This is a genomic window from Streptomyces sp. S07_1.15 (genome assembly GCF_020739505.1).
In the GTDB taxonomy this organism is placed as follows: domain Bacteria; phylum Actinomycetota; class Actinomycetes; order Streptomycetales; family Streptomycetaceae; genus Streptomyces; species Streptomyces xinghaiensis.
In genome coordinates this window covers 2933951-2959715 of record NZ_JAJBZK010000001.1, presented here as the reverse complement: position 1 = coordinate 2959715, position 25765 = coordinate 2933951, and the positions used below count along the sequence as shown (strand labels likewise).

Below are 25765 nucleotides of genomic sequence, written 5' to 3'. Positions count from 1 at the left end.
CTGGAGCACACAAGGCTGCGGGAATCTCCGCCGCGGGCCGTCACGGTCCGCGGCGGGGGACCCGGCAGTCTGCCCCCAAGCGAATACGGCCAAGGGCATCCCCTCGGGGTCCTGGTCGGTTCGGAAAGACCACCTGAACCCATCCGCAAAGTGTGGATGGAGTACAGCACCAGTCCACAGGAGGACCCCAGTGGCGAAGGCGAAGTTCGAGCGGACTAAGCCGCACGTCAACATCGGCACCATCGGTCACATCGACCACGGTAAGACGACGCTCACCGCGGCGATTACCAAGGTGCTGCACGACGCGTACCCGGACCTGAACGAGGCCTCGGCCTTTGACCAGATCGACAAGGCGCCGGAAGAGCGCCAGCGCGGTATCACCATCTCCATCGCGCACGTCGAGTACCAGACCGAGTCGCGTCACTACGCCCACGTTGACTGCCCGGGTCACGCGGACTACATCAAGAACATGATCACCGGTGCGGCGCAGATGGACGGCGCCATCCTCGTGGTCGCCGCCACCGACGGCCCGATGCCGCAGACCAAGGAGCACGTGCTCCTGGCCCGCCAGGTCGGCGTGCCGTACATCGTCGTCGCCCTGAACAAGGCCGACATGGTGGACGACGAGGAGATCATGGAGCTCGTCGAGCTCGAGGTCCGTGAGCTTCTCTCGGAGTACGAGTTCCCGGGCGACGACCTCCCGGTCGTGCGTGTCTCGGCGCTCAAGGCGCTCGAGGGCGACAAGGAGTGGGGCGAGTCCGTCCTCAAGCTCATGCAGGCCGTCGACGAGTCGATCCCGGAGCCGGAGCGCGACGTCGAGAAGCCGTTCCTGATGCCGATCGAGGACGTCTTCACCATCACCGGTCGCGGTACGGTCGTCACCGGCCGCATCGAGCGTGGTGTCCTCAAGGTCAACGAGAACGTCGACATCATCGGCATCAAGACCGAGAAGACCAGCACCACGGTCACCGGCATCGAGATGTTCCGCAAGCTGCTCGACGAGGGCCAGGCCGGTGAGAACGTCGGTCTGCTCCTCCGTGGCATCAAGCGCGAGGACGTCGAGCGCGGCCAGGTCATCATCAAGCCGGGCTCGGTCACCCCGCACACGGAGTTCGAGGCGACGGCGTACATCCTGTCGAAGGACGAGGGTGGTCGTCACACCCCCTTCTTCAACAACTACCGCCCGCAGTTCTACTTCCGTACCACGGACGTGACCGGCGTCGTGACCCTCCCCGAGGGCACCGAGATGGTCATGCCGGGCGACAACACCTCCATGTCCGTCCAGCTGATCCAGCCGGTCGCCATGGAGGAGGGCCTCAAGTTCGCCATCCGCGAGGGTGGCCGGACCGTCGGCGCCGGCCAGGTCACCAAGATCGTCAAGTGACCCCGGTCGCCGTCTAGGCAACCGCCGGCCCCGGCCGGCACGCGAGGGCCCGTACGACTCCGGTCGTACGGGCCCTTCGCGCTGCCCGGCGGGCCGTGTGCGGCCGGCGAACAGCCGGTATGGGCGAGCGGAACCCCGCACCGCGGCCGCGGTGCACTCCAATGGCCCAGGTGCGGTGGTGCTCTGCGGTAGGTACGGCTCATGGTCGACAGGACGCCTTCCCCGAGAACGGAGCGTTCCTTGCAGCGACCCGTACAGCTCTCGCCTCAGGTCATGGAGTCGATCTCGACTCCCGAGCGGGTGGAGACGCACCTGGGCACTCTGGAATTTCCGTTGGGCGTGCCCACCGACGAGACCGCCGACCGCCTCTACGAACACCTGGACCGTCTGGACGGCGTCCGTGCGTTCCTCGACGCCTACTCCGGCGTCAGTGTATGGGCGGCCCGCAAGGGCTTCCTCGAGACGGGGGCCAGGGACCACGACGTCCTGCTCTTCTCGGAGTTCATGGACCCCGGGGCGCTCGTGCTGACCGGCAACGCGGACACCGTCTACTTCCTCACCTTCCTCGACCTGACCGAGGGGCCCGTGGTGGTGGAGATGCCGCCCCTCACCCTCAGCTTCGTCAACGACATGTGGTTCCGCTGGGTCGCCGACCCCGGCATGCCCGGACCGGATCGCGGCACCGGCGGCGCCTACCTCTTCGTACCGCCCGGCTATGGGGGCCCGCTTCCCGAAGGCGGGTTCTTCACGCACCGGGTCCGCACCACACGGCTCATCCTGGGCGGGCGGGCGTTCCTGGAGGGCGACGATCCGAAGCCGGCGGTCGCGCGCATCAAGGAGCGGCTGCGCATTCACCGCTACCTGCCGGGGCTGTACGGAACGAGCGTCGGGGAGATCGTGACCGGGGGCACGGCCCCGCCGCTGCCGTGGACCGCGGAGACGTGGACCGCCGCCTTGCGCAGGCCCGGCCCGCCGCGCTTCGTCGAAGCCTCCGGGCTGCCCCTGAATACGGTCCCGCCCGCGGACGAGACGTACTTCGACCTCGCGAACGAGCTGGTGCAGGACCAGCCGGCCGAGTCGTTCGATCCCGAGATCGCCGGTCCGCTGGCCGCGGTCGGGATCACCAAGGGTGAGCCCTTCCGGCCGGACGCGCGGATGCGGAGGCTTCTCACCGAGGCGGCCGTGGTGGGGAACGCCACGGCCCGCACCCTCGCCTGCCGTCCGCGCCCCGATGAGGGAGCGCACTTCTACGGCACGTCCTCCCAGTGGGTCAACGGTCTGCTCGCGTCCGGCCACGACTTCATGACACCGCCCGCGGACATCACCGGCCGAGGCGCCGAGCCCCGCCCGAGCAGCGGCGCCCGGAAGCTGAACCTGCGGTCCTGGTGGTGGTACCTGGCCGTGGGTATCAGCCCGACGTTCGCCACGCGGCTGACCGGAGTCGGCTCGCAGTACCTGTTCTCGTTCGCGGACCGGGAGGGCCGGCCCCTCGACGGCGGCAGGCACTACCGCCTGGTGCTTCCGCCGGGCATTCCCGCCGCCCGGTTCTGGTCGGTCACCGTCTACGACAACCAGACACGGTCGATGATCGACACTCCGCAGCGGTTCCCCCGGGCCGGCAGCCAGGACTACCCCACCCCGGCAGCGGTCGCCGCCGCCGACGGCACGACCACGGTGCGTTTCGGGCCCGGCCGTCCCGACGGGGTGCCGGAGGGCAACTGGATCCGGACCACGCCGGCCCGGGGATGGTTCGTGGTCCTGCGGCTCTACAGCCCGCTGCAGCCGTTCTTCGACAGGACCTGGCGGCCGGGCGAGGTCGAGGCGGTGGGCTGACCTCCCTGCCCGGGGTCCGCGGGCGGCGCCGGTCAGCCGCCGAGCGTCCCCGGTGTCGCCTGCTCCGCCCAGATGACCTTGCCGTCCTTGGTGTAGCGCGTGCCCCAGCGCTCGGCGAACTGGGCCACGAGGAAGAGGCCCCGTCCGCCCTCGTCCGTGCTGGCCGCGTAGCGCAGATGCGGCGAGGTGCTGCTGTGGTCGGAGACCTCGAAGGTGAGCGCACGGTCGCGGATCAACCGCACCTTGATGGGTCCCGTGGCGTGGCGCATGGCGTTGGTGATCAGTTCGCTGCAGATCAGCTCCGTGGTGTAAACGAGGTCCTCCAGCTCCCACTCCATGAGCCGGGCGGAGACGGCAGCGCGTACGCGGCGAACGGCGGCAGGCTCGCCCTCCACGTCCCACTCGGCGACCTGCCCGGGCCCCACCACCCGCGTACGGGCGACGAGCAGCGCGATGTCGTCGCTCTGGACCTCCGGGAGCAGGGCGTCGAGCACGGCGTCGCAGGTCGCCTCGGGCGAACGGTCCGCGTGCGCCAGCGTCTCGCGGAGCAACTGGAGACCGGTGTCGACGTCCAGGTCGCGGCGCTCGACGAGGCCGTCGGTGAACAGGACGAGCCTGCTGCCCTCGGGCAGACGCAACTCGGCGCCTTCGAAGGGCAGTCCGCCGATGCCGAGGGGAAGGCAGGACGGCACGTCCACGAACTCCACCGTCCCGTCGGGGTGGACGAGCGCGGGCGCAAGGTGGCCGGCGCTGGCGATGGCACAGTTGCCGGACACGGAGTCGTAGACCGCGTACAGGCAGGTGGCGCCGGTGACGGTGGTCTTGTCGCCGGCCGCGATCGCGTCCTGGTCGATAAGGGCGACCAACTCGTCGAGGCGGCTGAGGAGTTCGTCGGGCGGCAGGTCCAGGGGGGTGGAGAAGTTGTGCACGGCGGTGCGCAGCTGCCCCATGGTGGCCGCGGCATGCAGTCCGTGCCCGACGATGTCGCCCATGACCAGCGCCACCCTGGCGCCCGGCAGGGGGATGACGTCGAACCAGTCGCCGCCGACTGCCTGCGCGGGGAGGTAGCGGGAAGCGACCTCGACGGCGTTCTGTTCGGGCAGCGCGCGGGGCAGCAGTCTCCGCTGCAGCGCCACGGCCAAGCCGTGCTCGCGGGTGTAGCGGCGTGCGTTGTCGAGGGACACGGCGGCTCGGGTGGCCAGTTCGGCCGCGAGGGACAGATCGTCCTGATCGAAGGGCTCGGGCTTCTCGGAGCGCCAGAAGTGGACGACGCCCAGCAGCACGCCGCGGGCGGACAGCGGCGCCGTGATGAGCGAATGGATCCCGTAGCCGATGATGCGGGAGCCCCGCGCGGGGTCCATCTCCTGCCATCGCGTGGCATCACGCAGACGAGGCACCAGGACCGCCTGCCCGCTCTCGACGCTGCGGGCCTGTGGCGAGGACGGCCCGAAAGTGATCAGGTCACCGACGGCGAAGAAGGGAGCGTCGTCGCGGATACCGGTGACGGCCACGCGCTGCATCCGCTTGCTGCCGGTGACTATGCCGTTCATCCCCAGTTCCTCATCGCCCAGCACGGACTCGGCCAGGTCGACGGCGACGTAGTCGGCGAAGCGCGGAACCGCGACCTGCGTCAGCTCTTCGGCTGTACGGGTCACATCGAGGGTGGTGCCGATGCCGCCGGTCGCGTCGTAGAGCAACTTCAGCCGCCACCGGACCAGCTCGACCCTCTGCGACGCCTCGCCGATCATCTCCATCACTTCATCGGTGCCGACCTCCTCCTCTCCGGCCACCGCGGCGACCGCAAGCCGCGCGGACGCGGCGCCTACCGAACCAACGAGCTGGGCTTCCGCGTGATGGACCAGCCCCGGCGGCGCTTCGGCCGCCGGTGAGTCGGGTTTCGTGCCGCGGTAGGAGCGCAACGCCCGCTGGGCGCCCTCCCGCCCGAGGAAGCGCTCCAGCAGGGTCTGCAGTTCGCCGACGGTGGCACGGACCTGCCAGCGCCGCTCCCTGACGGGCTCTTCGAAAATGTCGACGAACTGCACCGCCTGCGCCCGCTCGGCAGCGTCCGGTCGGTCCGCGAGGGAGACTGCGACATACCCGCCGAAGTTCAGCAGCGCACTCCAGAACATCGCATGGCTGATCGGGTCCATCCCCGCCAGGCCGAGCAGCTGCTGTGGCCGGAGCATTCCAATGCCGAGCGGGCCCTCCCGCAAGAAGGAAGCAGACAGCAAACCGGCATCGGCGAAGGTCGGCAGCACCAGGGTGTACGCCCACACGGCGAACCCCGCCACCAGGCCGACCAGCACGCCCCGGCGGGTACCACCCTTCCAGAACAGGCCGCCCAGGATGGCGGGCGCGAACTGTGCCACAGCCGCGAACGACACCAGGCCGATCGACACCAATGCCGTCTGCTCGCCTGCAACCCGAAAGTACGCGTACCCGAGCAGCAGGACCAGCACGATGGTCGCCCGGCGGATGCCCAGCACCAGCCCGGCGAGGTTGTCCCGGTGCGCCAGCCGGGATTTGCTGCGCAGCAGCAGCGGCATCACGAGTGAGTTCGACACCATGGTGCTGAGCGCGGTCGTCTCGACGATGACCATGCTGGTGGCCGCGCTGAGGCCGCCGATGAAGACGAGCAGGGCGAGTGCCTCCTGGCCTCCGGCCATCGGCAGGGTCAGCACATAGGTGTCGGCGTCGACGGCCTGTCCGAACCGCAGAAGCCCGCCGGCTGCGATCGGAAGCACGAAGATGCTGATCGCGAGCAGGTACAGCGGGAACAGCCACATCGCCCGCCCGAGGTGCTTCTCGTCGACGTTCTCGACAACGCTGATCTGCCACTGCCGGGGCAGCAGCACGATCGCCAGCATGGACAGCACCGTGAGCCAGACCCACATGCCGTAGCCGGCTTGCTCGCGCAGCGTGAACAGCGTGGTGAGGCCGGCGTCCGCGGCCCGGGAGAACAGGTCGTGGATCCCCCCGAACATCCAGAAGACCACGAAAATCCCGGCCGAGAGGAACGCCACGAGCTTGACCACGGACTCGAACGCGATGGCGGCGACCATGCCCTCGTGGCGTTCGGTGGCGTCCAGATGACGGGTGCCGAAGACGATGGTGAACGCGGCGAGCACCAGCGCTGCATACAGCCCGGTGTCCTGAAACAGCGGAATATCGCCCGGCGCGGACGTGACCACGGGGTGCCGCCGAATGACCGTAAAGGTGAGGGAGACCGCCTTGAGCTGCAGCGAGATGTAGGGAACAACCCCCACCACAGCGATGATCGTCACCAGACAGCCCAGTGCGGTGCTCTTGCCGTAGCGGGCGGAGACGAAGTCGGCCAGCGAGGTGACCCGGTGCCGGTGGCTTATCCGGATGATTCTGCGCAGCACCAGCCAGCCCAGCGCGAGCATGAGCGTCGGCCCCAGGTAGATCGGCAGGAAGCCGACTCCGTCCCTGGCGGCCCAGCCCACGCTTCCGTAGTACGTCCACGAGGTGGCGTACACGCCGAAGGACAGCGCGTAGATCGTGGGGTTGTTGATGATGCTCCGACCGGAATCCGCCCGCCGGTCACCGTAGAAGGCCACAGCGAAGAGCAGGCCCAGATATCCGGCCGAAACAGCGACGATGAACCAGGTCTGGAGCACGGCCTACCTCGATCTGGAGCCGATCACGGCGACCAGGCCGATCACGATCGCCCAGACGAGAAATAGGTAAGCCGCGAGAACGGGGACGCCCAAGACCAGGCCCATATGATCGAACCGCGCCAAGAACGGCGGAACGATCAGCACGAACCCCAACGCTGCCACGGCCGTCAGGCGCAGACTGAGCTGCTCGTCGTCTCGCGACTCCGCCATGAGCTGCCTCCGCGTCCGCAATGTCACGCTTTGTAACGTACACTTGAATTTGAGCAATGTCACACCACGGAGTCGATCGGTTCCGTGGTGTGAAGCGCACTCTGTTCGGTTCAGCACGGCACCGAGACGCCCGCTGCCTCGCCGAACCGCCGCACCCCACTGCCTGCTGTGCGTGAAGGACGGCCTGCCGGCCCCGGCACGCCCATGGAGGATCCGCCATCTTGGAGTCGCCGGCAGTTTCGGAAGGTGCGCGGTGAGCTGGATGAGCTCGCCGTCATCGCACTGGCCGCTTGTCGGGAAAGCCGGCCACGAGTCAGTGTGAGTCCTCGAACACCTGCCGACAGCTGACTGGACATGCGGAACGATGTAGCCTCCGGTGAACGCCCTTGACCTGCCGAAGCAGGCAGGGAGCAGACGAATCGGGAGTTTCTTCGTGCTTCGTACCATGTTCAAATCCAAGATCCACCGTGCCACCGTGACCCAGGCCGACCTGCACTATGTCGGCTCCGTCACCGTCGACGCCGATCTGCTGGACGCGGCCGATCTGCTCCCCGGCGAGCTGGTGCACATCGTCGACATCACCAACGGTGCCCGGCTGGAGACCTACGTCATCGAGGGCGAGCGGGGGTCCGGGGTCATCGGCATCAACGGCGCCGCCGCCCATCTGGTGCACCCCGGCGATCTGGTCATCCTGATCAGCTACGCCCAGGTCGAGGACGCCGAGGCGCGCGCGCTCAAGCCGCGTGTGGTGCACGTCGACGCGGACAACCGGATCGTCCAGCTCGGCAGCGACGCCTCCGCACCCGTCCCGGGCACCGACCAGCGGCGCAGTCCTCAGGCGGTCCCGGCGGTCCCGGTCGGCTGACGGGGCGGAGGCCGGCCGGAGCGATGTGAGCCGGGACGGCTTCCCGGGCCCGGCCCGGCCGCGCACGGACGGGCCGGGCCGGACGCCGCCCCACTCCTCGGCGGAGATCGCGGAAGCCGGACGCGGGGGAGGATTCCGGGCCCGTTCGCCGGGGTACGATCCCCGGTTCCCAATTGGCGACGGGGACGCCCCGTGTGGCACACTGTCCAGGTTGCTCGGTTGAGTGCCGATGTTGCGCGCCTCCCGCCGGGAGGACTGGAAGCGAGTCCCGCAGTACTCGTCGCCTCTCATCAGGGGCGGAAGTACGGGAATCTTCCGGGAAGCGTCAGCGGGGTACCGGCCAGGCGCCCGGTGGGTGTCTTCCCCCGGCTCGCGGTCCTCGGGCCGCACCCCCTCAGCAGGGAAATCCTTCGGGAAATCCGCACTGGCGGGAGTGCGACACGCCCGACCGCGTGGGTCGGAGAAAAGACGCTCACCCGCCGGGTCCCAGAGCGTTACGAGAGACAGGACTACGAAGTAGCCATGGCGGGACAGAAGATCCGCATCCGGCTCAAGGCCTACGACCACGAGGTCATCGACACTTCGGCGAAGAAGATCGTCGAGACGGTGACGCGCACTGGTGCGTCGGTCGCGGGCCCGGTGCCGCTGCCCACAGAGAAGAACGTGTACTGCGTCATCAAGTCGCCGCACAAGTACAAGGACTCGCGCGAGCACTTCGAGATGCGCACGCACAAGCGCCTCATCGACATCCTCGACCCCACGCCGAAGACCGTCGACTCGCTCATGCGTCTCGACCTGCCGGCGGGCGTCGACATCGAGATCAAGCTCTGAGGTGACGCGCGAGATGGCTAAGCAGATCAAGGGCGTCCTGGGCGAGAAGCTCGGCATGACGCAGGTGTGGGACGAGAACAACCGTGTCGTCCCGGTCACCGTCGTCAAGGCCGGTCCGTGCGTCGTGACCCAGGTCCGTACCGCTGACTCCGACGGCTACGACGCCGTCCAGATCGCCTTCGGCGAGATCGACCCGCGCAAGGTGAACAAGCCCCTCAAGGGCCACTTCGCCAAGGCCGACGTCACCCCGCGCCGCCACCTGGTGGAGCTGCGTACCACCGACGCCGGTGAGTACGCGCTCGGCCAGGAGGTCACCGCCGAGGTGTTCGAGTCCGGTGTCAAGGTCGACGTGACCGGCACCAGCAAGGGCAAGGGCACCGCCGGTGTCATGAAGCGCCACGGCTTCGCCGGCCTCGGCGCCGGCCACGGCACCCAGCGCAAGCACCGCTCGCCGGGCTCCATCGGCGGCTGCGCCACGCCGGGCCGCGTGTTCAAGGGCCTGCGCATGGCCGGCCGCATGGGCAACGAGCGGGTCACCACCCAGAACCTGACCGTCCATGCCGTTGACGCGGAGAAGGGCCTGCTCCTGATCAAGGGAGCGGTTCCTGGTCCGAACGGCGGCCTCGTCCTGGTCCGTACCGCGGCCAAGGGGGCCTGAGGTAACGATGAGCACCATTGACATCCTTTCGCCGGCAGGCGACAAGGCCGGGACCGTCGAGCTCCCCGCGGAGATCTTCGACGCGCAGGTCAGCATTCCGCTGATCCACCAGGTCGTTGTCGCACAGCTGGCCGCTGCCCGTCAGGGCACGCACAAGACCAAGACCCGTGGCGAGGTCCGCGGCGGCGGCAAGAAGCCGTACCGCCAGAAGGGCACCGGCCGCGCCCGTCAGGGCTCGACCCGCGCGCCGCAGTTCGCCGGTGGTGGCGTCGTGCACGGTCCCGTGCCGCGCGACTACTCGCAGCGGACCCCGAAGAAGATGAAGGCCGCCGCGCTCCGCGGTGCCCTCTCGGACCGGGCGCGCCACGGCCGCATCCACGTCGTCACCGGCGTGGTCGAGGGCGAGGTCTCCACCAAGGCCGCGAAGACCCTGCTGGGCCGGATCAGCGAGCGCAAGAACGTGCTCCTGGTCGCCGAGCGGTCCGACGAGGCCGCGTGGCTCTCCGCCCGCAACCTGCCCCAGGTCCACCTCCTGGAGCCGGGCCAGCTGAACACGTACGACGTGCTCGTCTCCGACGACGTGGTCTTCACGCAGGCCGCCTACGAGCGTTTCGTGGCGGGTCCCGCCGCGGCCGCCAAGGCTGTCGCCTCCGAGGCTGAGCTCGAAGGGAGCAACGCCTGATGAGCGAGGCAACGGCATCCGCGGTCACCAGCAAGACCTTCACGGACCACCGTGACATCCTGGTCAAGCCGGTGGTCTCGGAGAAGAGCTACGCGCTGCTGGACGAGAACAAGTACACGTTCATCGTCGACCCGCGCGCCAACAAGACCCAGATCAAGCAGGCCGTCGAGGCGGTCTTCTCGGTCAAGGTCACCGGGGTCAACACGATCAACCGGCAGGGCAAGCGCAAGCGCACCCGCACCGGTTACGGCAAGCGCAAGGACACCAAGCGCGCCATCGTGACCCTCGCCGAGGGCGACCGTATCGACATCTTCGGCGGCCCGGTCTCCTAAGGGAGTCCGAGTCGTCCGGAATCGGACGAGGACTGAGAAATGGGTATCCGCAAGTACAAGCCGACGACCCCGGGCCGTCGTGGCTCCAGCGTCGCCGACTTCGTCGAGATCACGCGGTCCACGCCGGAGAAGTCGCTGGTCCGCCCCCTGCACAGCAAGGGCGGCCGTAACAACGCCGGTCGTGTGACCGTTCGCCACCAGGGCGGTGGCCACAAGCGCGCCTACCGCGTGATCGACTTCCGTCGTCACGACAAGGACGGCGTGCCGGCCAAGGTCGCGCACATCGAGTACGACCCCAACCGCACCGCGCGCATCGCGCTGCTGCACTACGCGGACGGCGAGAAGCGCTACATCCTCGCCCCGCGCGGTCTGAAGCAGGGCGACCGGATCGAGAACGGGCCGGGCGCGGACATCAAGCCGGGCAACAACCTGGCGCTCCGCAACATCCCGGTCGGTACCACGCTGCACGCCATCGAGCTGCGGCCCGGCGGCGGCGCGAAGTTCGCCCGCTCCGCGGGCGCCTCGGTGCAGCTGCTGGCGAAGGAGGGCTCCATGGCCCACCTCCGCATGCCGTCCGGTGAGATCCGCCTGGTCGACGTCCGCTGCCGCGCCACGGTCGGTGAGGTCGGCAACGCCGAGCAGTCGAACATCAACTGGGGCAAGGCCGGCCGCATGCGCTGGAAGGGCGTCCGCCCGACCGTCCGCGGTGTCGTGATGAACCCCGTCGACCACCCGCACGGTGGTGGTGAGGGCAAGACCTCCGGTGGTCGCCACCCGGTCTCGCCGTGGGGTCAGAAGGAGGGCCGTACGCGCTCGCCGAAGAAGGCCAGCAACAAGTACATCGTCCGCCGCCGCAAGACGAACAAGAAGCGCTAGGAGCGGGTTCAGATGCCGCGCAGTCTCAAGAAGGGGCCCTTCGTCGACGACCACCTGATCAAGAAGGTGGACGTACAGAACGACGCGGGGACCAAGAACGTCATCAAGACCTGGTCCCGCCGCTCCATGATCGTCCCGGCCATGCTCGGCCACACGATCGCGGTGCACGACGGCCGCAAGCACGTCCCGGTGTTCATCACCGAGTCGATGGTCGGCCACAAGCTCGGCGAGTTCGCGCCGACCCGCACCTTCCGCGGCCACGTCAAGGACGACCGCAAGTCGAAGCGTCGTTGACGGGCGGGGTGTGAAGACCATGACAGACACCGAAGGGACAACCATGGAAGCCAGGGCCCAGGCGCGGTACATCCGCGTCACGCCCATGAAGGCCCGCCGCGTGGTGGACCTCATCCGTGGCATGGATGCCACGGAGGCTCAGGCGGTCCTGCGTTTCGCCCCGCAGGCCGCGAGCGTGCCGGTGGCCAAGGTGCTCGACAGCGCCATCGCCAATGCCGCGCACAACTACGACCACACCGACGCCGGCAGCCTCGTCATCTCCGAGGCGTACGTCGACGAGGGCCCGACCCTGAAGCGGTTCCGGCCGCGCGCCCAGGGCCGCGCCTACCGGATCCGCAAGCGGACCAGCCACATCACCGTGGTCGTCAGCAGCAAGGAAGGAACCCGGTAATGGGCCAGAAGGTTAACCCGCACGGGTTCCGGCTCGGCATCACCACGGACTTCAAGTCCCGCTGGTACGCCGACAAGCTGTACAAGGACTACGTCAAGGAAGACGTCGCCATCCGCCGGATGATGACGAAGGGCATGGAGCGCGCCGGTATCTCCAAGGTGGAGATCGAGCGCACCCGTGACCGCGTCCGCGTCGACATCCACACCGCCCGGCCGGGCATCGTCATCGGCCGCCGCGGCGCGGAGGCCGACCGCATCCGCGGCGAGCTGGAGAAGCTCACCGGCAAGCAGGTCCAGCTGAACATCCTCGAGGTCAAGAACCCCGAGACGGATGCCCAGCTGGTCGCGCAGGCCGTCGCCGAGCAGCTCTCCTCCCGCGTCTCCTTCCGTCGCGCCATGCGCAAGAGCATGCAGTCGACGATGAAGGCCGGCGCCAAGGGCATCAAGATCCAGTGCGGTGGCCGCCTCGGCGGCGCCGAGATGTCCCGCTCGGAGTTCTACCGCGAGGGCCGTGTGCCCCTGCACACCCTCCGCGCGAACGTCGACTACGGCTTCTTCGAGGCCAAGACCACCTTCGGCCGCATCGGCGTGAAGGTGTGGATCTACAAGGGCGACGTCAAGAACATCGCCGAGGTTCGGGCCGAGAACGCCGCCGCCCGTGCCGGTAACCGCCCCGCCCGCGGTGGCGGCGACCGGCCGGCCCGTGGCGGTGGCCGTGGTGGCGAGCGCGGTGGCCGCGGTCGTAAGCCCCAGCAGCAGTCGGCTCCGGCCGCCGAGGCCAAGGCCGAGGCTCCCGCTGCCGCCGCCGCTGAGCCGAGCGCTGCCGGAAAGGAGAGCTGACCCATGCTGATCCCTCGGAGGGTCAAGCACCGCAAGCAGCACCACCCGAAGCGCAGTGGCATGGCCAAGGGTGGTACGGAGCTGGCGTTCGGCGAGTACGGCATCCAGGCCGTGACCCCGGCCTATGTGACCAACCGGCAGATCGAGTCCGCTCGTATCGCCATGACCCGTCACATCAAGCGTGGCGGCAAGGTCTGGATCAACATCTACCCGGACCGGCCGCTCACCAAGAAGCCCGCCGAGACCCGCATGGGTTCCGGTAAGGGTTCTCCCGAGTGGTGGGTCGCGAACGTCAAGCCCGGCCGGGTGATGTTCGAGCTGTCCTTCCCGAACGAAAAGGTTGCCAAGGAGGCGCTGACCCGCGCCGCCCACAAGCTTCCGATGAAGTGCCGGATCGTCCGGCGCGAGGCAGGTGAGTCGTGATGGCGGCCGGTACCAAGGCGACCGAGCTGCGTGAGCTGGACGACGAGGAACTCGTTGCGAAGCTTCGCGAGGCCAAGGAGGAGCTGTTCAACCTCCGCTTCCAGGCGGCGACCGGACAGCTCGAGAACCACGGCCGGCTGAAGGCCGTCCGCAAGGACATCGCCCGCATCTACACCCTGATGCGTGAGCGCGAGCTCGGCATCGAGACGGTGGAGAGCGCCTGATGAGCGAGACGAATGTGACTGAGAACAACAGCGAGCGCGGCTTCCGCAAGACCCGTGAGGGCCTCGTCGTCAGCGACAAGATGGACAAGACCGTCGTCGTCGCCGTCGAGGACCGCGTCAAGCACGCGCTGTACGGCAAGGTCGTCCGCCGTACCAACAAGCTCAAGGCGCACGACGAGCAGAACGCTGCCGGTGTCGGCGACCGCGTCCTCCTGATGGAGACCCGGCCGCTGTCCGCCACCAAGCGCTGGCGCATCGTCGAGATCCTCGAGAAGGCCAAGTAGTCATTCCCGTCCGGGAACGGCACGTGATACAGCCTGAGGTTTCTCCTCAGGACAGTTCCGCCAGGCTCGGCAGGGGCTCCGAGAGGGCCCCTGCCGGGAACCGGCAGACGATCAGGAGATAGACGTGATCCAGCAGGAGTCGCGACTGCGGGTCGCCGACAACACGGGGGCGAAGGAGATCCTTTGCATCCGTGTTCTCGGTGGCTCCGGTCGACGCTACGCGGGCATCGGTGACGTCATCGTCGCCACCGTGAAGGATGCGATTCCCGGCGGCAACGTGAAGAAGGGTGACGTCATCAAGGCGGTCATCGTTCGCACGGTGAAGGAGCGCCGCCGCGCCGACGGCTCGTACATCCGCTTCGACGAGAACGCGGCCGTCATCCTCAAGAACGACGGTGACCCCCGCGGCACCCGCATCTTCGGCCCGGTGGGCCGGGAGCTGCGCGAGAAGAAGTTCATGAAGATCATCTCGCTCGCGCCGGAGGTGCTGTAACCGATGAAGATCAAGAAGGGCGACCTGGTCCAGGTCATCACCGGTAAGGACAAGGGCAAGCAGGGCAAGGTCATTCAGGCCTTCCCCCGCGAGGACCGCGTCCTGGTCGAGGGTGTCAACCGGGTCAAGAAGCACACCAAGGCCGGCCAGACCGCCCGCGGTTCGAAGACCGGCGGCATCGTCACGACCGAGGCCCCGATCCACGTGAGCAACGTTCAGCTCGTGGTGGAGAAGGACGGCAAGAAGGTCGTCTCGCGTGTCGGCTACCGCTTCGACGACGAAGGCAACAAGATCCGCGTTGCCAAGCGGACCGGTGAGGACATCTGATGAGTGCCACCACAGTGACCCCGCGCCTCAAGCAGCGCTACCGCGAGGAGATCACGGGCAAGCTGCGTGAGGAGTTCTCCTACGAGAACGTCATGCAGATCCCGGGCCTCACCAAGATCGTGGTCAACATGGGTGTGGGCGACGCCGCCCGCGACTCCAAGCTGATCGAGGGCGCCATCCGCGACCTCGCCACGATCACCGGCCAGAAGCCGTCCGTGACCAAGGCCCGCAAGTCCATCGCGCAGTTCAAGCTGCGCGAGGGCCAGCCGATCGGCGCCCACGTCACCCTCCGCGGTGACCGCATGTGGGAGTTCCTGGACCGGCTGCTGTCGCTCGCGCTGCCGCGCATCCGCGACTTCCGCGGTCTGTCGCCGAAGCAGTTCGACGGCCGGGGCAACTACACCTTCGGTCTCACGGAGCAGGTCATGTTCCACGAGATCGACCAGGACAAGATCGACCGGGTCCGGGGCATGGACATCACCGTGGTCACCACGGCGACCAACGACGACGAGGGCCGTGCCCTGCTGCGTCACCTCGGCTTCCCGTTCAAGGAGAACTGACCGTGGCGAAGAAGGCTCTGATCGCTAAGGCCGCCCGCAAGCCGAAGTTCGGCGTGCGCGCGTACACGCGCTGCCAGCGTTGTGGCCGGCCGCACTCCGTCTACCGCAAGTTCGGCCTCTGCCGTGTGTGCCTCCGTGAGATGGCGCACCGCGGCGAGCTGCCGGGCGTGACCAAGAGCTCCTGGTAATCCCTCCCGCCGCCCGGCCCCGCCCCTCGCGGGTGGTCTCCGGGCGACGGGACGCAGGGACCAGCCAGGACTCTCGGTAAGCACGTGGCCGGCGAGGGCCCGGCCCGGACCACTCCACGGGTCCCGTAGAGTGGAAGGGTTGGGCGTTCGCCGTCCATGGCCGTCCGCGGGCACCGCCCGCTATGACACTTACTACGCCGTAGGTCCCCGCGCCGCACCCGTCCCGGAACACACCCCGGGGAGAGGGATGGCGCAGATAGGAAACCCCGGCGAGAGAGGCCGAAGGCCATCATGACCATGACCGATCCGATCGCAGACATGCTCACTCGTCTGCGAAACGCCAACTCGGCTTATCACGACACCGTCGTGATGCCGCACAGCAAGATCAAGTCGCACATCGCGGAGATCCTCCAGCAGGAGGGCTTCATCACCGGCTGGAAGACCGAGGACGCCGAGGTGGGCAAGAACCTCGTTCTCGAGCTGAAGTTCGGCCCGAACCGCGAGCGCTCGATCGCCGGCATCAAGCGGATTTCGAAGCCGGGCCTGCGGGTCTACGCAAAGTCCACCAATCTGCCGAAGGTGCTCGGCGGCCTGGGCGTGGCGATCATCTCCACGTCCCACGGGCTGCTCACCGGCCAGCAGGCGCAGAAGAAGGGCGTGGGTGGGGAAGTCCTCGCCTACGTCTGGTAGTCGGGAAGGAGGAACTGCAATGTCGCGCATCGGCAAGCTCCCCATCCCGGTTCCCGCCGGCGTGGACGTCACCATCGATGGCCAGACGGTCGCCGTGAAGGGTCCCAAGGGATCCCTCTCGCACACCGTCGCCGCGCCCATCGAGGTCAGCAAGGGCGAGGACGGTGTCATCACCGTCACCCGCCCCAACGACGAGCGTCAGAACAAGGCCCTGCACGGCCTGTCCCGCACGCTGGTGGCGAACATGATCACCGGGGTGACCCAGGGATACAGCAAGAAGCTTGAAATCAGCGGTGTCGGTTACCGTGTCCAGGCGAAGGGCTCCAACCTGGAGTTCGCGCTGGGCTACAGCCACCCCATCCTGATCGAGGCCCCCGAGGGCATCACCTTCACGGTGGAGTCCCCGACCAAGCTGAGTGTCGAGGGCATCGACAAGCAGAAGGTCGGCGAGGTCGCGGCCAACATCCGCAAGCTGCGGAAGCCCGACCCGTACAAGGCCAAGGGCGTGAAGTACGCCGGCGAGGTCATCCGGCGCAAGGTCGGAAAGGCTGGTAAGTAAGCCATGGCATTCGGCGTGAAGATCGCTAAGGGCGACGCCCGCAAGCGCGCCGCCATCAAGCGTCGCCACATCCGCGTCCGCAAGCGGATCTCCGGTACCCCGGAGCGTCCCCGCCTGGTCGTGACGCGCTCCAACCGCCACATGACCGCCCAGGTCATCGACGACATCGCGGGCCACACGCTGGCCTCCGCGTCGACCCTGGACGACTCCATCCGCGGTAACGAGGGCGACAAGAGCTCCCAGGCTCAGAAGGTCGGCGCCCTGGTGGCCGAGCGGGCCAAGGCCGCCGGTATCGAGACCGTGGTGTTCGACCGCGGTGGCAACCAGTACGCCGGGCGGATCGCCGCTCTGGCCGACGCCGCCCGCGAGGCCGGGCTCAAGTTCTGAGCACGGTTCCGTAGCAGCGGACGTAAACGAGAGAGGTAAATCCAATGGCTGGACCCCAGCGCCGCGGTGGCGGCGCCGGTGGCGGCGAGCGGCGGGACCGTAAGGGCCGGGACGGCGGCGCTGCCGCCGAGAAGACCGCGTACGTTGAGCGCGTTGTCGCGATCAACCGTGTTGCCAAGGTTGTGAAGGGTGGTCGTCGCTTCAGCTTCACCGCGCTGGTCGTGGTGGGCGATGGTGACGGCACCGTGGGTGTCGGTTACGGCAAGGCCAAGGAGGTGCCGGCCGCCATCGCCAAGGGTGTGGAGGAGGCCAAGAAGCACTTCTTCAAGGTCCCCCGGATCCAGGGCACCATCCCGCACCCGATCCAGGGCGAGAAGGCCGCGGGCGTCGTCCTGCTGAAGCCCGCTTCCCCCGGTACCGGTGTGATCGCGGGTGGCCCGGTGCGTGCCGTGCTCGAGTGCGCGGGCATCCACGACGTGCTCAGCAAGTCGCTCGGCTCGTCGAACCCGATCAACATCGTGCACGCCACGGTGACGGCTCTCCGCGGGCTTCAGCGCCCGGAGGAGATCGCCGCCCGCCGCGGCCTGCCCCTGGAGGACGTCGCCCCCGCGGCTCTGCTGCGGGCGCGTGCGGGAGCGGGTGCGTGATGGCCCGTCTCAAGATCACGCAGAAGAAGTCCTACATCGGCAGCAAGCAGAACCACCGCGACACCCTTCGTTCGCTCGGCCTGAAGCGCGTGAACGACGTGGTCGTCAAGGAGGACCGTCCCGAGATCCGCGGCATGGCGCAGACCGTGCGGCACCTCGTCACGGTTGAGGAGGTCGACTGACATGGCGGACGAGAAGCCGCTGAAGGTCCACAACCTCCGGCCCGCCCCGGGCGCCAAGACCGCCAAGACCCGTGTGGGCCGTGGCGAGGCGTCCAAGGGTAAGACCGCTGGTCGTGGCACCAAGGGTACGAAGGCCCGCTACCAGGTTCCGGAGCGCTTCGAGGGCGGGCAGATGCCCCTCCACATGCGTCTCCCGAAGCTGAAGGGCTTCAAGAACCCGTTCCGCACCGAGTACCAGGTCGTGAACCTGGACAAGCTGGCCGCGCTCTACCCGCAGGGTGGCGAGGTCACGGTGGCCGATCTGGTCGCCAAGGGCGCGGTTCGCAAGAACCAGCTCGTGAAGGTGCTCGGCACCGGTGAGGTGTCCGTGGCGCTGCAGGTGACGGTCGACGCCGTCTCCGGCTCCGCCAAGGAGAAGATCACCGCCGCCGGTGGTTCCGTGACCGAACTCGTCTGAGTTCGCCGGGCCGCTTGAACGGACCAACCGGGGATGCCCTAACGGGGCATCCCCGGTTGGTCGTTCCGCCCGGGGCACGTCCGCCGGTAAGGTGGCGTGCGTTACTGTCCGCGTGGCGTGTGCCTCCGCGGCTATTGACTGCTTTGTATCCGTCGACCCTCAAGACCGTCACCTCTCGCGCCTGGCGCGGGGGGCGCAGGAGGCACCGTGCTCACCGCGTTCGCCCGGGCGTTCAAGACGCCCGACCTGCGCAAGAAGCTGCTGTTCACGTTGGGCATCATCGTGCTCTTCCGACTCGGGGCCCATATTCCGGTCCCCGGGGTCAGCTACGTCAACGTCAACTACTGCATGGATGCGGCGAAGGGCCAGGGCGGCGATCTCTTCGGCCTGGTCAACATGTTCAGCGGCGGCGCACTGCTGCAGCTGACGATTTTCGCCCTCGGCATCATGCCGTACATCACGGCCAGCATCATTCTGCAGCTGCTCGTGGTGGTGATTCCGCGGCTCGAGGCCCTGAAGAAGGAGGGCCAGAGCGGCCAGGCGAAGATCACGCAGTACACCCGCTATCTGACCGTGGCGCTCGGTGTTCTGCAGGGTACGGGCCTGGTGGCCACCGCCCGCAGCGGCTCGCTCTTCCCGGGCTGTGACCGGGCGTCCGAGATCATCCCGGACCAGTCGATCTTCACGACCGCCGTCATGGTCATCACCATGACCGCCGGCACGGCCCTGGTGATGTGGCTCGGCGAGCTCATCACGGACCGCGGCATCGGCAACGGCATGTCGATCCTGATGTTCATCGCGATCGCCGCCGGCTTCACCGGCTCGCTGTGGCAGATCAAGCTCTCCGGCAAGATCATGGACGGCTGGCTGGAGTTCGGCGCCGTGATCGCGGTCGGTCTGGCGATGGTCGCGCTCGTGGTCTTCGTCGAGCAGGCACAGCGCCGTATTCCGGTGCAGTACGCGAAGCGCATGATCGGCCGCCGGTCCTATGGCGGTACGTCCACCTACATTCCGTTGAAGGTGAACCAGGCGGGTGTGATTCCCGTCATCTTCGCGGCCTCGCTGCTCTACATTCCGGCCCTGCTGGTCCAGTTCAGCAACTCCACCGCCGGGTGGGCGACTTGGATTCAGGCGAATCTGGTCTCTCCCGACAGCGCGATGTACATCATCGTCTACTTTGTGATGATTATCTTCTTCGCGTTCTTCTACGTGGCGATCACCTTCAACCCCGAAGAAGTCGCCGACAACATGAAGAAGTATGGTGGCTTCATCCCGGGCATCCGGGCTGGACGTCCGACCGCTGAGTACTTGAGCTACGTGCTCAACCGCATCACGTGGCCGGGCTCGCTGTACCTGGGCTTGATCGCATTGGTGCCAACGGTGGCACTGGTTCTGTTCAACGCCGATCAGAACTTCCCCTTCGGCGGAACCAGCATCCTCATCATCGTGGGTGTCGGTCTGGAGACGGTGAAGCAGATCGAGAGCCAGCTTCAGCAGCGTAACTACGAAGGGTTCCTCCGCTGATGCGAATCGTCCTCGTCGGGCCGCCTGGCGCCGGAAAGGGTACGCAGGCCGCGTACCTGGCCAAGAATCTCTCCATTCCGCACATCTCCACCGGTGATCTCTTCCGCGCCAATATCAGCCAGGGCACGCCCCTCGGCAAGCAGGCGCAGGAGTTCATGAAGGCCGGGGAGCTCGTCCCGGACGAGGTGACGGTCGGAATGGCGAAGGACCGCATGAGCCAGGCGGACGCCGCCGAGGGCTTTCTGCTGGACGGCTTCCCGCGCAATCTCGACCAGGCCAAGGCGCTCGACGAGATCCTCGCCGCACAGGACATCGCCCTGGACGGCGTGCTGGACCTGGAGGTCCCCGAGGAAGAGGTCGTGAAGCGGATCGCCGGCCGGCGGACCTGCCGCAGCGACAGCGCGCACACCTACCACGTCGAGTACAAGAAGCCGAAGACCGACGGCGTCTGCGACGAGTGCGGTGGCGAGCTCTACCAGCGTGAGGACGACCGCGAGGAGACCGTCCGCAAGCGGCTGGAGGTCTACCACCGGGAGACCGAGCCGATCATCGACTACTACCGGGCCCAGGGCCTGGTGGTCACGATCTCGGCGCTCGGCAAGGTGGCCGAGGTCACCGAGCGGGCGATGGCGGCACTCGACCGCCAGGCGGCCTGAGAGCAGAGAAGTACGGTACGGCCGCGGCGCCCCTCGGGGCATCGCGGCCGTACCGTTGTGGTGTACGCACGGACCGGACGATGATCGGATCCGGTGACGACGGAAGGCGGAAGGCGCCCCCATGGTGGAGATCAAGACCCCGGAGCAGATCGCGAAGATGCGTGAGGCCGGGCTGGTCGTCGCGCGCATCCATGAGGCGTGCCGGGCGGCGGCGGTCCCGGGGGCGACGACCAAGGACCTCGACGACATCGCCCGCAAGGTGCTGGCCGAGCACGGCGCCAAGTCCAACTTCCTGGGCTACGGCGGATTCCCGGCGACCATCTGCACCTCGGTCAACGACGTGGTGGTGCACGGCATCCCGGACACCACGACCGTGCTGCGCGACGGCGACATCATCTCCATCGACGCCGGAGCGGTGATCGCGGGCTGGCACGGCGACGCGGCCCTCACCGTGTTCGTCGGCGGTGGCCACGCGCCGGAGCTGCTGGAGCTCAGCCGGGTGACCGAGGAGTCGATGTGGGCCGGCATCGCCGCGGTGAGGCAGGGCAACCGCTTGGTCGACATCTCCAAGGCGATCGAGGGCTACATCCGCCGCCAGCCCCGTCCGTCCGGCGGCAAGTACGGGATCATCCAGGACTACGGCGGCCACGGCATCGGTTCGGAGATGCACATGGACCCGCATCTGCTGAACTACGTCGACCGCAAGCGCGGCCGCGGCCCGCGCCTGGTGCCCGGCTTCTGCATCGCGATCGAGCCGATGGTGAGCCTCGGCACCCCCAGGACGCACGTCCTCGCCGACGAGTGGACCGTCAAGACCGACGACGGCAGCTGGAGCAGCCACTGGGAGCACTCGGTCGCCCTCACCGAGGAGGGACCGCTGGTGCTCACCGCCTTCGACGGCGGCCGGGCCAAGCTGGCGGAGTACGGGGTCACGACGGCCCCGGACCCCTGCGCCGGATCCTGAGCCGGGGCCTCCGACCGCGGCGGGGCCCGGGGCGGAGGGAGTGAGACCGGCGGTGGCGCGGAGGCATAAGGATCTCCGCACAGGGGAATCCTGATTAGTCTTTCCGGTTGCCGTCGCGTAGACTGACACGTCGGGTCACGCCTGTCCTCGGGCATGCCGTGAGCCGATCAAGGTAGCCGATTCGAAAGGCGAAGCGTGGCCAAGAAGCAAGGTGCCATCGAGATCGAGGGCACCGTGATCGAGTCTCTGCCGAACGCCATGTTCAAGGTGGAGCTCCAGAACGGTCACAAGGTCCTCGCGCACATCAGCGGCAAGATGCGGATGCACTACATCCGTATCCTTCCCGACGACCGGGTCGTGGTGGAGCTCTCTCCGTACGACCTGACGCGCGGCCGGATCGTCTACCGCTACAAGTAGATCTCGTGATCGTTTCGCCTTCGGGCGGTGCGGTCGCACGACCCGGAGAACCTCACATCCCATGAAGGTCAAGCCGAGCGTCAAGAAGATCTGCGACAAGTGCAAGGTGATCCGCCGTCACGGCCGGGTCATGGTCATCTGTGACAACCTGCGCCACAAGCAGCGCCAGGGCTGACACCGACCCGCACTGAAGCAGTTCGCGCGACGCAACACAGACAGAACCGCAGTCATCCGTCCCTCGCGCAGGGACGACACCCCCGGCGGAGGCCGGGGACCCGGCGGCCGGACCGCCGGGAGAGATGCTGTGGAAGACCTCCGATGCAATCAGGAGCCAATCGATGGCACGCCTTTCCGGCGTTGACCTCCCGCGCGAGAAGCGCGTCGAGGTCGCCCTCACCTACGTTTTCGGTATCGGGCGCTCCCTGGCCCAGCAGACGCTGGCCGCCACGGGCGTGAACCCGGACACCCGTGTCCGGGACCTGGCCGAAGAGGATCTGATCAAGATCCGCGAGTACGTGGACGCCAACCTCAGGACCGAGGGTGACCTCCGCCGCGAGATCCAGGCCGACATCCGCCGCAAGGTCGAGATCGGCAGCTACCAGGGTCTGCGCCACCGCCGCGGTCTGCCCGTCCGCGGTCAGCGTACGAGCACCAACGCCCGCACCCGCAAGGGCCCGCGTCGCGCGATCGCCGGCAAGAAGAAGCCGGGCAAGAAGTAGTCCGCTCCGGACGCCACTGCGGTCCTCCGGGATGCGTTCCGGGGTCCGCTGTCACCGCGGTCCGGCAGGTAGGACCGACCACCTCCACAGGAGTTTCTGAGTATGCCTCCGAAGAGCCGTACGGCCGGCGCCAAGAAGGTGCGCCGCAAGGAGAAGAAGAACGTCGCCCACGGGCACGCTCACATCAAGAGCACGTTCAACAACACCATCGTCTCGATCACCGACCCCACGGGCAACGTGATCTCCTGGGCCTCGGCCGGCCACGTCGGCTTCAAGGGCTCGCGCAAGTCGACCCCGTTCGCCGCGCAGATGGCCGCCGAGTCGGCCGCGCGCCGCGCGCAGGAGCACGGCATGCGCAAGGTCGACGTCTTCGTCAAGGGTCCCGGCTCCGGCCGTGAGACCGCGATCCGTTCCCTCCAGGCCACCGGCCTCGAGGTCGGCTCGATCCAGGACGTGACCCCCACCCCGCACAACGGATGCCGGCCGCCCAAGCGCCGTCGCGTCTGAGCCGGCTGAAGTAGGAGACAAACAAACAATGGCGCGTTACACCGGGGCCGACTGCAAGCGATGCCGTCGGGAGAAGCAGAAGCTCTTCCTCAAGGGGAGCAAGTGCGAGAGCGCGAAGTGCCCGATCGAGATCCGTCCTTACCCCCCGGGTGAGCACGGTCGCGGGCGCACCAAGGACAGCGAGTACCTGCTGCAGAAGCGTGAGAAGCAGAAGGCCGCTCGTATCTACGGTGTCCTTGAGAAGCAGTTCCGTGGTTACTTCGAGGAAGCCAACCGCAAGCAGGGCAAGACCGGCGAGAACCTGCTGCGCATCCTCGAGACCCGGCTGGACAACGTGGTCTACCGCGCGGGCTTCGCCAAGTCCCGCGACCACGCCCGTCAGCTGGTCAAGCACGGTCACATCACCATCAACGGCCGCAAGAACGACATCCCGTCGGCTCGTGTGTCCGTGAACGACATCATCGAGGTCCGCAAGTCCTCGCTGGAGCTGACGCCGTTCGTCGTCGCCCGGGCGGAGGCCGGCGAGAAGACCGTTCCGGCGTGGCTGGAGGCCATCCCGTCGAAGATGCGGATCCTCGTGCACAGCCTGCCCGAGCGCCAGGTGATCGACACCCAGGTGCAGGAGCAGCTGATCGTCGAGCTCTACTCGAAGTAATCCGGGTGAGCCGACTGCTCCTGCGGCTTCTCCCCGGGCGGCGCCACGTGCGCTGCTTGGGGTACGGGGATCGCTCCCCGGGGGATCGCAGCATCGACACCCAGGTGCAGGAGCAGCTGATCGTCGAGCTCTACTCGAAGTAAGGGCTCGTAACAGCTGAGGGGGCGGGCGGCCGAAGCGGGGGAGACCCGCGGCGGCCGCCCGTATCCTTGGCATTGTCCGGCATCAAATAGCGGGTGCCGAAGACTGAAGGAGTACACCCATGCTGATTGCTCAGCGCCCCTCGTTGACCGAAGAGGTCGTCGACGAATACCGCTCCCGGTTCGTGATCGAGCCGCTGGAGCCGGGCTTCGGCTACACCCTCGGCAACTCCCTCCGCCGTACGCTGCTCTCCTCGATCCCCGGTGCCGCCGTCACCAGCATCCGGATCGACGGGGTCCTGCACGAGTTCACGACCGTGCCGGGCGTCAAGGAGGACGTCACCGACCTCATCCTCAACATCAAGCAGCTCGTCGTCTCCTCCGAGCACGACGAGCCCGTGGTGATGTACCTGCGCAAGCAGGGCCCCGGGCTGGTCACGGCGGCGGACATCGCGCCGCCGGCCGGTGTCGAGGTGCACAACCCGGACCTCGTCCTCGCCACGCTGAACGGCAAGGGCAAGCTGGAGATGGAGCTGACCGTCGAGCGCGGCCGCGGCTACGTCTCCGCCGTCCAGAACAAGCAGCTGGGCCAGGAGATCGGCCGGATCCCGGTGGACTCCATCTACAGCCCGGTGCTCAAGGTCACGTACAAGGTCGAGGCGACCCGTGTCGAGCAGCGGACCGACTTCGACAAGCTGATCGTCGACGTCGAGACCAAGCAGGCCATGCGTCCCCGTGACGCCATGGCGTCGGCCGGCAAGACCCTGGTCGAGCTGTTCGGTCTGGCCCGCGAGCTCAACATCGACGCCGAGGGCATCGACATGGGCCCGTCGCCGACGGACGCCGCCCTGGCCGCCGATCTGGCGCTGCCGATCGAGGAGCTGGAGCTCACGGTCCGGTCGTACAACTGCCTCAAGCGCGAGGGCATCCACTCCGTGGGCGAGCTCGTGGCGCGGAGCGAGGCCGATCTGCTGGACATCCGCAACTTCGGTGCCAAGTCGATCGACGAGGTCAAGGCGAAGCTGGCCGGCATGGGCCTGGCCCTCAAGGACAGCCCGCCCGGATTCGACCCGACCGCCGCCGCGGACGCCTTCGGGGCGGACGACGACGCGGACGCGGGCTTCGTGGAGACCGAGCAGTACTGAGCCGGTCCGCCTCCGGCGGGGTGGTCCCGGCACCGGGTGCCGGGGGTGCCGCCCCGCCGGGCGCCCGGCCCGGACGCAAGCCTCCGGGAACCGCCGGTTCCCGGGTTCCGGCGGGCACGAGCCCGTACGGACACTGACACCGGTACCTGATACGGCCGGTGCAGAGACTGAGGAGACACACATGCCGAAGCCCGCCAAGGGTGCCCGTCTGGGCGGCAGCGCCGCGCACGAGCGGCTGATGCTGGCGAACCTCGCCACCGCGCTCTTCGAGCACGGCCGCATCACCACCACCGAGGCCAAGGCACGCCGGCTGCGCCCGGTGGCCGAGCGTCTGATCACCAAGGCGAAGAAGGGCGACCTTCACAACCGCCGCCAGGTGCTCCAGACGGTCCGCGACAAGGGTGTCGTCCACACCCTGTTCACGGAGATCGGCCCGCGGTACGAGAACCGTCCGGGTGGCTACACCCGGATCACCAAGATCGGCAACCGTCGCGGTGACAACGCCTCGATGGCCGTCATCGAGCTGGTCGAGGCGCTGACCGTGCAGCAGACCGCTGTCGGTGAGGCCGAGGCCGCCACCAAGCGTTCCGCCAAGGACGCCGCCGGCGACCAGGCTGTCGCGGACCTCAAGAAGGACCAGGGCGAGGCGGCTGCCGCCGAGTCCGAGGCTCCGACCGCCGAGGCCGAGGCCGCCGAGGCCACGGAGTCCGGCGAGGAGAAGAAGGACGCCTGATCCAGGCTCCGCCTTCCGCTCCACGGCCGGCTGCCACAGCAGGCTGTA

General features: G+C 67.9%; 36 protein-coding genes and 1 pseudogene. 35 read left to right on the top strand and 2 right to left on the bottom strand.

The features are described from left to right. Window positions 1-190 precede the first annotated feature (190 nt). Both tuf and LIX60_RS12625 read left to right on the top strand, forming a co-directional pair. Complete coding sequence (gene tuf / locus LIX60_RS12630) at window positions 191-1384, top strand: elongation factor Tu (RefSeq protein ID WP_019707818.1); 1194 nt, start codon at window positions 191-193, stop codon at window positions 1382-1384. Window positions 1385-1624: 240 nt separating this feature from the next. Further along, on the top strand, window positions 1625-3217 hold the full coding sequence (locus LIX60_RS12625; protein ID WP_227958516.1) for a DUF1254 domain-containing protein: 1593 nt from the start codon (window positions 1625-1627) through the stop codon (window positions 3215-3217). Window positions 3218-3249: 32 nt separating this feature from the next. On the opposite strand, the pseudogene LIX60_RS12620 reads toward LIX60_RS12625, so the two are convergent. Then, window positions 3250-4950: pseudogene (locus tag LIX60_RS12620) on the bottom strand (SpoIIE family protein phosphatase); the annotation flags it as partial. A gap of 1911 nt (window positions 4951-6861) precedes the next feature. Then, window positions 6862-7068 (bottom strand): hypothetical protein, encoded by a 207-nt coding sequence (locus LIX60_RS12615; protein WP_227958515.1) that lies wholly within the window; start codon window positions 7066-7068, stop codon window positions 6862-6864. A 433-nt stretch (window positions 7069-7501) separates the two neighbouring features. Here LIX60_RS12615 and panD point away from each other — a divergent pair, with 433 nt between their 5' ends. The 33 genes from panD (at window position 7502) to rplQ (ending at window position 25717) form a co-directional block, all read left to right on the top strand. Further along, window positions 7502-7933: an aspartate 1-decarboxylase gene (gene panD / locus LIX60_RS12610; RefSeq protein WP_227958514.1), complete on the top strand. Its 432-nt coding sequence runs from the start codon at window positions 7502-7504 to the stop codon at window positions 7931-7933. Window positions 7934-8455: 522 nt separating this feature from the next. Beyond that, complete coding sequence (gene rpsJ / locus LIX60_RS12605) at window positions 8456-8764, top strand: 30S ribosomal protein S10 (RefSeq protein ID WP_004571821.1); 309 nt, start codon at window positions 8456-8458, stop codon at window positions 8762-8764. A 13-nt stretch (window positions 8765-8777) separates the two neighbouring features. Beyond that, on the top strand, window positions 8778-9422 hold the full coding sequence (gene rplC / locus LIX60_RS12600) for a 50S ribosomal protein L3 (protein WP_227958513.1): 645 nt from the start codon (window positions 8778-8780) through the stop codon (window positions 9420-9422). A gap of 7 nt (window positions 9423-9429) precedes the next feature. After that, on the top strand, window positions 9430-10104 hold the full coding sequence (gene rplD / locus LIX60_RS12595; protein WP_019707823.1) for a 50S ribosomal protein L4: 675 nt from the start codon (window positions 9430-9432) through the stop codon (window positions 10102-10104). Continuing rightward, a complete protein-coding gene (gene rplW / locus LIX60_RS12590) occupies window positions 10104-10436 on the top strand; it encodes a 50S ribosomal protein L23 (RefSeq protein WP_019707824.1) in 333 nt (110 codons plus the stop codon). The genes rplD and rplW overlap by 1 nt, the downstream gene beginning before the upstream one ends. A gap of 39 nt (window positions 10437-10475) precedes the next feature. Then, window positions 10476-11312 carry a 50S ribosomal protein L2 gene (rplB, locus tag LIX60_RS12585; RefSeq protein ID WP_227958512.1) on the top strand — a complete coding sequence of 279 codons (837 nt, stop codon included), beginning with the start codon at window positions 10476-10478 and terminating at the stop codon, window positions 11310-11312. A 12-nt stretch (window positions 11313-11324) separates the two neighbouring features. Then, a complete protein-coding gene (rpsS, locus tag LIX60_RS12580) occupies window positions 11325-11606 on the top strand; it encodes a 30S ribosomal protein S19 (protein ID WP_019707826.1) in 282 nt (93 codons plus the stop codon). A 43-nt stretch (window positions 11607-11649) separates the two neighbouring features. Next, a complete protein-coding gene (gene rplV / locus LIX60_RS12575; protein WP_039820620.1) occupies window positions 11650-11997 on the top strand; it encodes a 50S ribosomal protein L22 in 348 nt (115 codons plus the stop codon). Then, complete coding sequence (rpsC, locus tag LIX60_RS12570; RefSeq protein WP_019707828.1) at window positions 11997-12836, top strand: 30S ribosomal protein S3; 840 nt, start codon at window positions 11997-11999, stop codon at window positions 12834-12836. Before rplV ends, rpsC begins: the two co-directional genes overlap by 1 nt. Window positions 12837-12839: 3 nt before the next feature. Next, on the top strand, window positions 12840-13259 hold the full coding sequence (rplP, locus tag LIX60_RS12565; protein WP_006604880.1) for a 50S ribosomal protein L16: 420 nt from the start codon (window positions 12840-12842) through the stop codon (window positions 13257-13259). After that, the gene (gene rpmC / locus LIX60_RS12560) at window positions 13259-13483 is read left to right on the top strand and encodes a 50S ribosomal protein L29 (protein WP_019707829.1); all 225 of its coding nucleotides are present in this window, start codon (window positions 13259-13261) and stop codon (window positions 13481-13483) included. Before rplP ends, rpmC begins: the two co-directional genes overlap by 1 nt. Then, complete coding sequence (gene rpsQ / locus LIX60_RS12555; protein ID WP_019707830.1) at window positions 13483-13767, top strand: 30S ribosomal protein S17; 285 nt, start codon at window positions 13483-13485, stop codon at window positions 13765-13767. The genes rpmC and rpsQ overlap by 1 nt, the downstream gene beginning before the upstream one ends. Window positions 13768-13891: 124 nt before the next feature. Continuing rightward, the gene (gene rplN, locus LIX60_RS12550; protein ID WP_019707831.1) at window positions 13892-14260 is read left to right on the top strand and encodes a 50S ribosomal protein L14; all 369 of its coding nucleotides are present in this window, start codon (window positions 13892-13894) and stop codon (window positions 14258-14260) included. 3 nt (window positions 14261-14263) lie between these two features. Next, complete coding sequence (gene rplX / locus LIX60_RS12545) at window positions 14264-14587, top strand: 50S ribosomal protein L24 (protein WP_019707832.1); 324 nt, start codon at window positions 14264-14266, stop codon at window positions 14585-14587. Further along, window positions 14587-15147 (top strand): 50S ribosomal protein L5, encoded by a 561-nt coding sequence (rplE, locus tag LIX60_RS12540; protein WP_019707833.1) that lies wholly within the window; start codon window positions 14587-14589, stop codon window positions 15145-15147. Before rplX ends, rplE begins: the two co-directional genes overlap by 1 nt. Window positions 15148-15149: 2 nt before the next feature. Further along, window positions 15150-15335: a type Z 30S ribosomal protein S14 gene (locus tag LIX60_RS12535; RefSeq protein WP_003956452.1), complete on the top strand. Its 186-nt coding sequence runs from the start codon at window positions 15150-15152 to the stop codon at window positions 15333-15335. A 291-nt stretch (window positions 15336-15626) separates the two neighbouring features. Further along, window positions 15627-16025, top strand: a complete 399-nt coding sequence (rpsH, locus tag LIX60_RS12530; protein ID WP_019707834.1) for a 30S ribosomal protein S8 — start codon at window positions 15627-15629, stop codon at window positions 16023-16025. 19 nt (window positions 16026-16044) lie between these two features. Further along, on the top strand, window positions 16045-16584 hold the full coding sequence (gene rplF / locus LIX60_RS12525) for a 50S ribosomal protein L6 (protein WP_043466731.1): 540 nt from the start codon (window positions 16045-16047) through the stop codon (window positions 16582-16584). A 3-nt stretch (window positions 16585-16587) separates the two neighbouring features. Continuing rightward, window positions 16588-16971 carry a 50S ribosomal protein L18 gene (gene rplR, locus LIX60_RS12520; RefSeq protein WP_019707836.1) on the top strand — a complete coding sequence of 128 codons (384 nt, stop codon included), beginning with the start codon at window positions 16588-16590 and terminating at the stop codon, window positions 16969-16971. Window positions 16972-17015: 44 nt separating this feature from the next. Continuing rightward, complete coding sequence (gene rpsE / locus LIX60_RS12515; RefSeq protein WP_019707837.1) at window positions 17016-17618, top strand: 30S ribosomal protein S5; 603 nt, start codon at window positions 17016-17018, stop codon at window positions 17616-17618. Next, entirely contained in the window at window positions 17618-17800 is a 183-nt protein-coding gene (gene rpmD / locus LIX60_RS12510; RefSeq protein WP_019707838.1) for a 50S ribosomal protein L30, read from the top strand. Before rpsE ends, rpmD begins: the two co-directional genes overlap by 1 nt. A gap of 1 nt (window position 17801) precedes the next feature. Beyond that, the gene (rplO, locus tag LIX60_RS12505) at window positions 17802-18257 is read left to right on the top strand and encodes a 50S ribosomal protein L15 (RefSeq protein ID WP_043466728.1); all 456 of its coding nucleotides are present in this window, start codon (window positions 17802-17804) and stop codon (window positions 18255-18257) included. A 207-nt stretch (window positions 18258-18464) separates the two neighbouring features. Further along, window positions 18465-19781 (top strand): preprotein translocase subunit SecY, encoded by a 1317-nt coding sequence (gene secY / locus LIX60_RS12500; RefSeq protein WP_125623731.1) that lies wholly within the window; start codon window positions 18465-18467, stop codon window positions 19779-19781. After that, on the top strand, window positions 19781-20437 hold the full coding sequence (locus LIX60_RS12495) for an adenylate kinase (protein WP_227958511.1): 657 nt from the start codon (window positions 19781-19783) through the stop codon (window positions 20435-20437). Before secY ends, LIX60_RS12495 begins: the two co-directional genes overlap by 1 nt. Before the next feature lie 121 nt (window positions 20438-20558). Beyond that, window positions 20559-21401, top strand: coding sequence for a type I methionyl aminopeptidase (gene map / locus LIX60_RS12490; RefSeq protein ID WP_227958510.1), 843 nt, complete (start codon window positions 20559-20561; stop codon window positions 21399-21401). Window positions 21402-21596: 195 nt separating this feature from the next. Further along, the gene (gene infA, locus LIX60_RS12485) at window positions 21597-21818 is read left to right on the top strand and encodes a translation initiation factor IF-1 (protein WP_003956442.1); all 222 of its coding nucleotides are present in this window, start codon (window positions 21597-21599) and stop codon (window positions 21816-21818) included. Between the two features lie 61 nt (window positions 21819-21879). After that, on the top strand, window positions 21880-21993 hold the full coding sequence (gene rpmJ / locus LIX60_RS12480) for a 50S ribosomal protein L36 (protein ID WP_003956441.1): 114 nt from the start codon (window positions 21880-21882) through the stop codon (window positions 21991-21993). 163 nt (window positions 21994-22156) lie between these two features. Continuing rightward, window positions 22157-22537, top strand: coding sequence for a 30S ribosomal protein S13 (gene rpsM, locus LIX60_RS12475; RefSeq protein WP_019707843.1), 381 nt, complete (start codon window positions 22157-22159; stop codon window positions 22535-22537). Between the two features lie 102 nt (window positions 22538-22639). After that, window positions 22640-23044, top strand: coding sequence for a 30S ribosomal protein S11 (rpsK, locus tag LIX60_RS12470; protein WP_009715860.1), 405 nt, complete (start codon window positions 22640-22642; stop codon window positions 23042-23044). 28 nt (window positions 23045-23072) lie between these two features. Continuing rightward, a complete protein-coding gene (gene rpsD / locus LIX60_RS12465; protein ID WP_019707844.1) occupies window positions 23073-23699 on the top strand; it encodes a 30S ribosomal protein S4 in 627 nt (208 codons plus the stop codon). Between the two features lie 5 nt (window positions 23700-23704). Next, on the top strand, window positions 23705-23842 hold the full coding sequence (locus tag LIX60_RS12460; RefSeq protein ID WP_227958509.1) for a hypothetical protein: 138 nt from the start codon (window positions 23705-23707) through the stop codon (window positions 23840-23842). A 119-nt stretch (window positions 23843-23961) separates the two neighbouring features. After that, window positions 23962-24984, top strand: a complete 1023-nt coding sequence (locus LIX60_RS12455; RefSeq protein ID WP_010473911.1) for a DNA-directed RNA polymerase subunit alpha — start codon at window positions 23962-23964, stop codon at window positions 24982-24984. 181 nt (window positions 24985-25165) lie between these two features. After that, the gene (gene rplQ, locus LIX60_RS12450; RefSeq protein WP_019707846.1) at window positions 25166-25717 is read left to right on the top strand and encodes a 50S ribosomal protein L17; all 552 of its coding nucleotides are present in this window, start codon (window positions 25166-25168) and stop codon (window positions 25715-25717) included. Window positions 25718-25765: the final 48 nt, after the last annotated feature.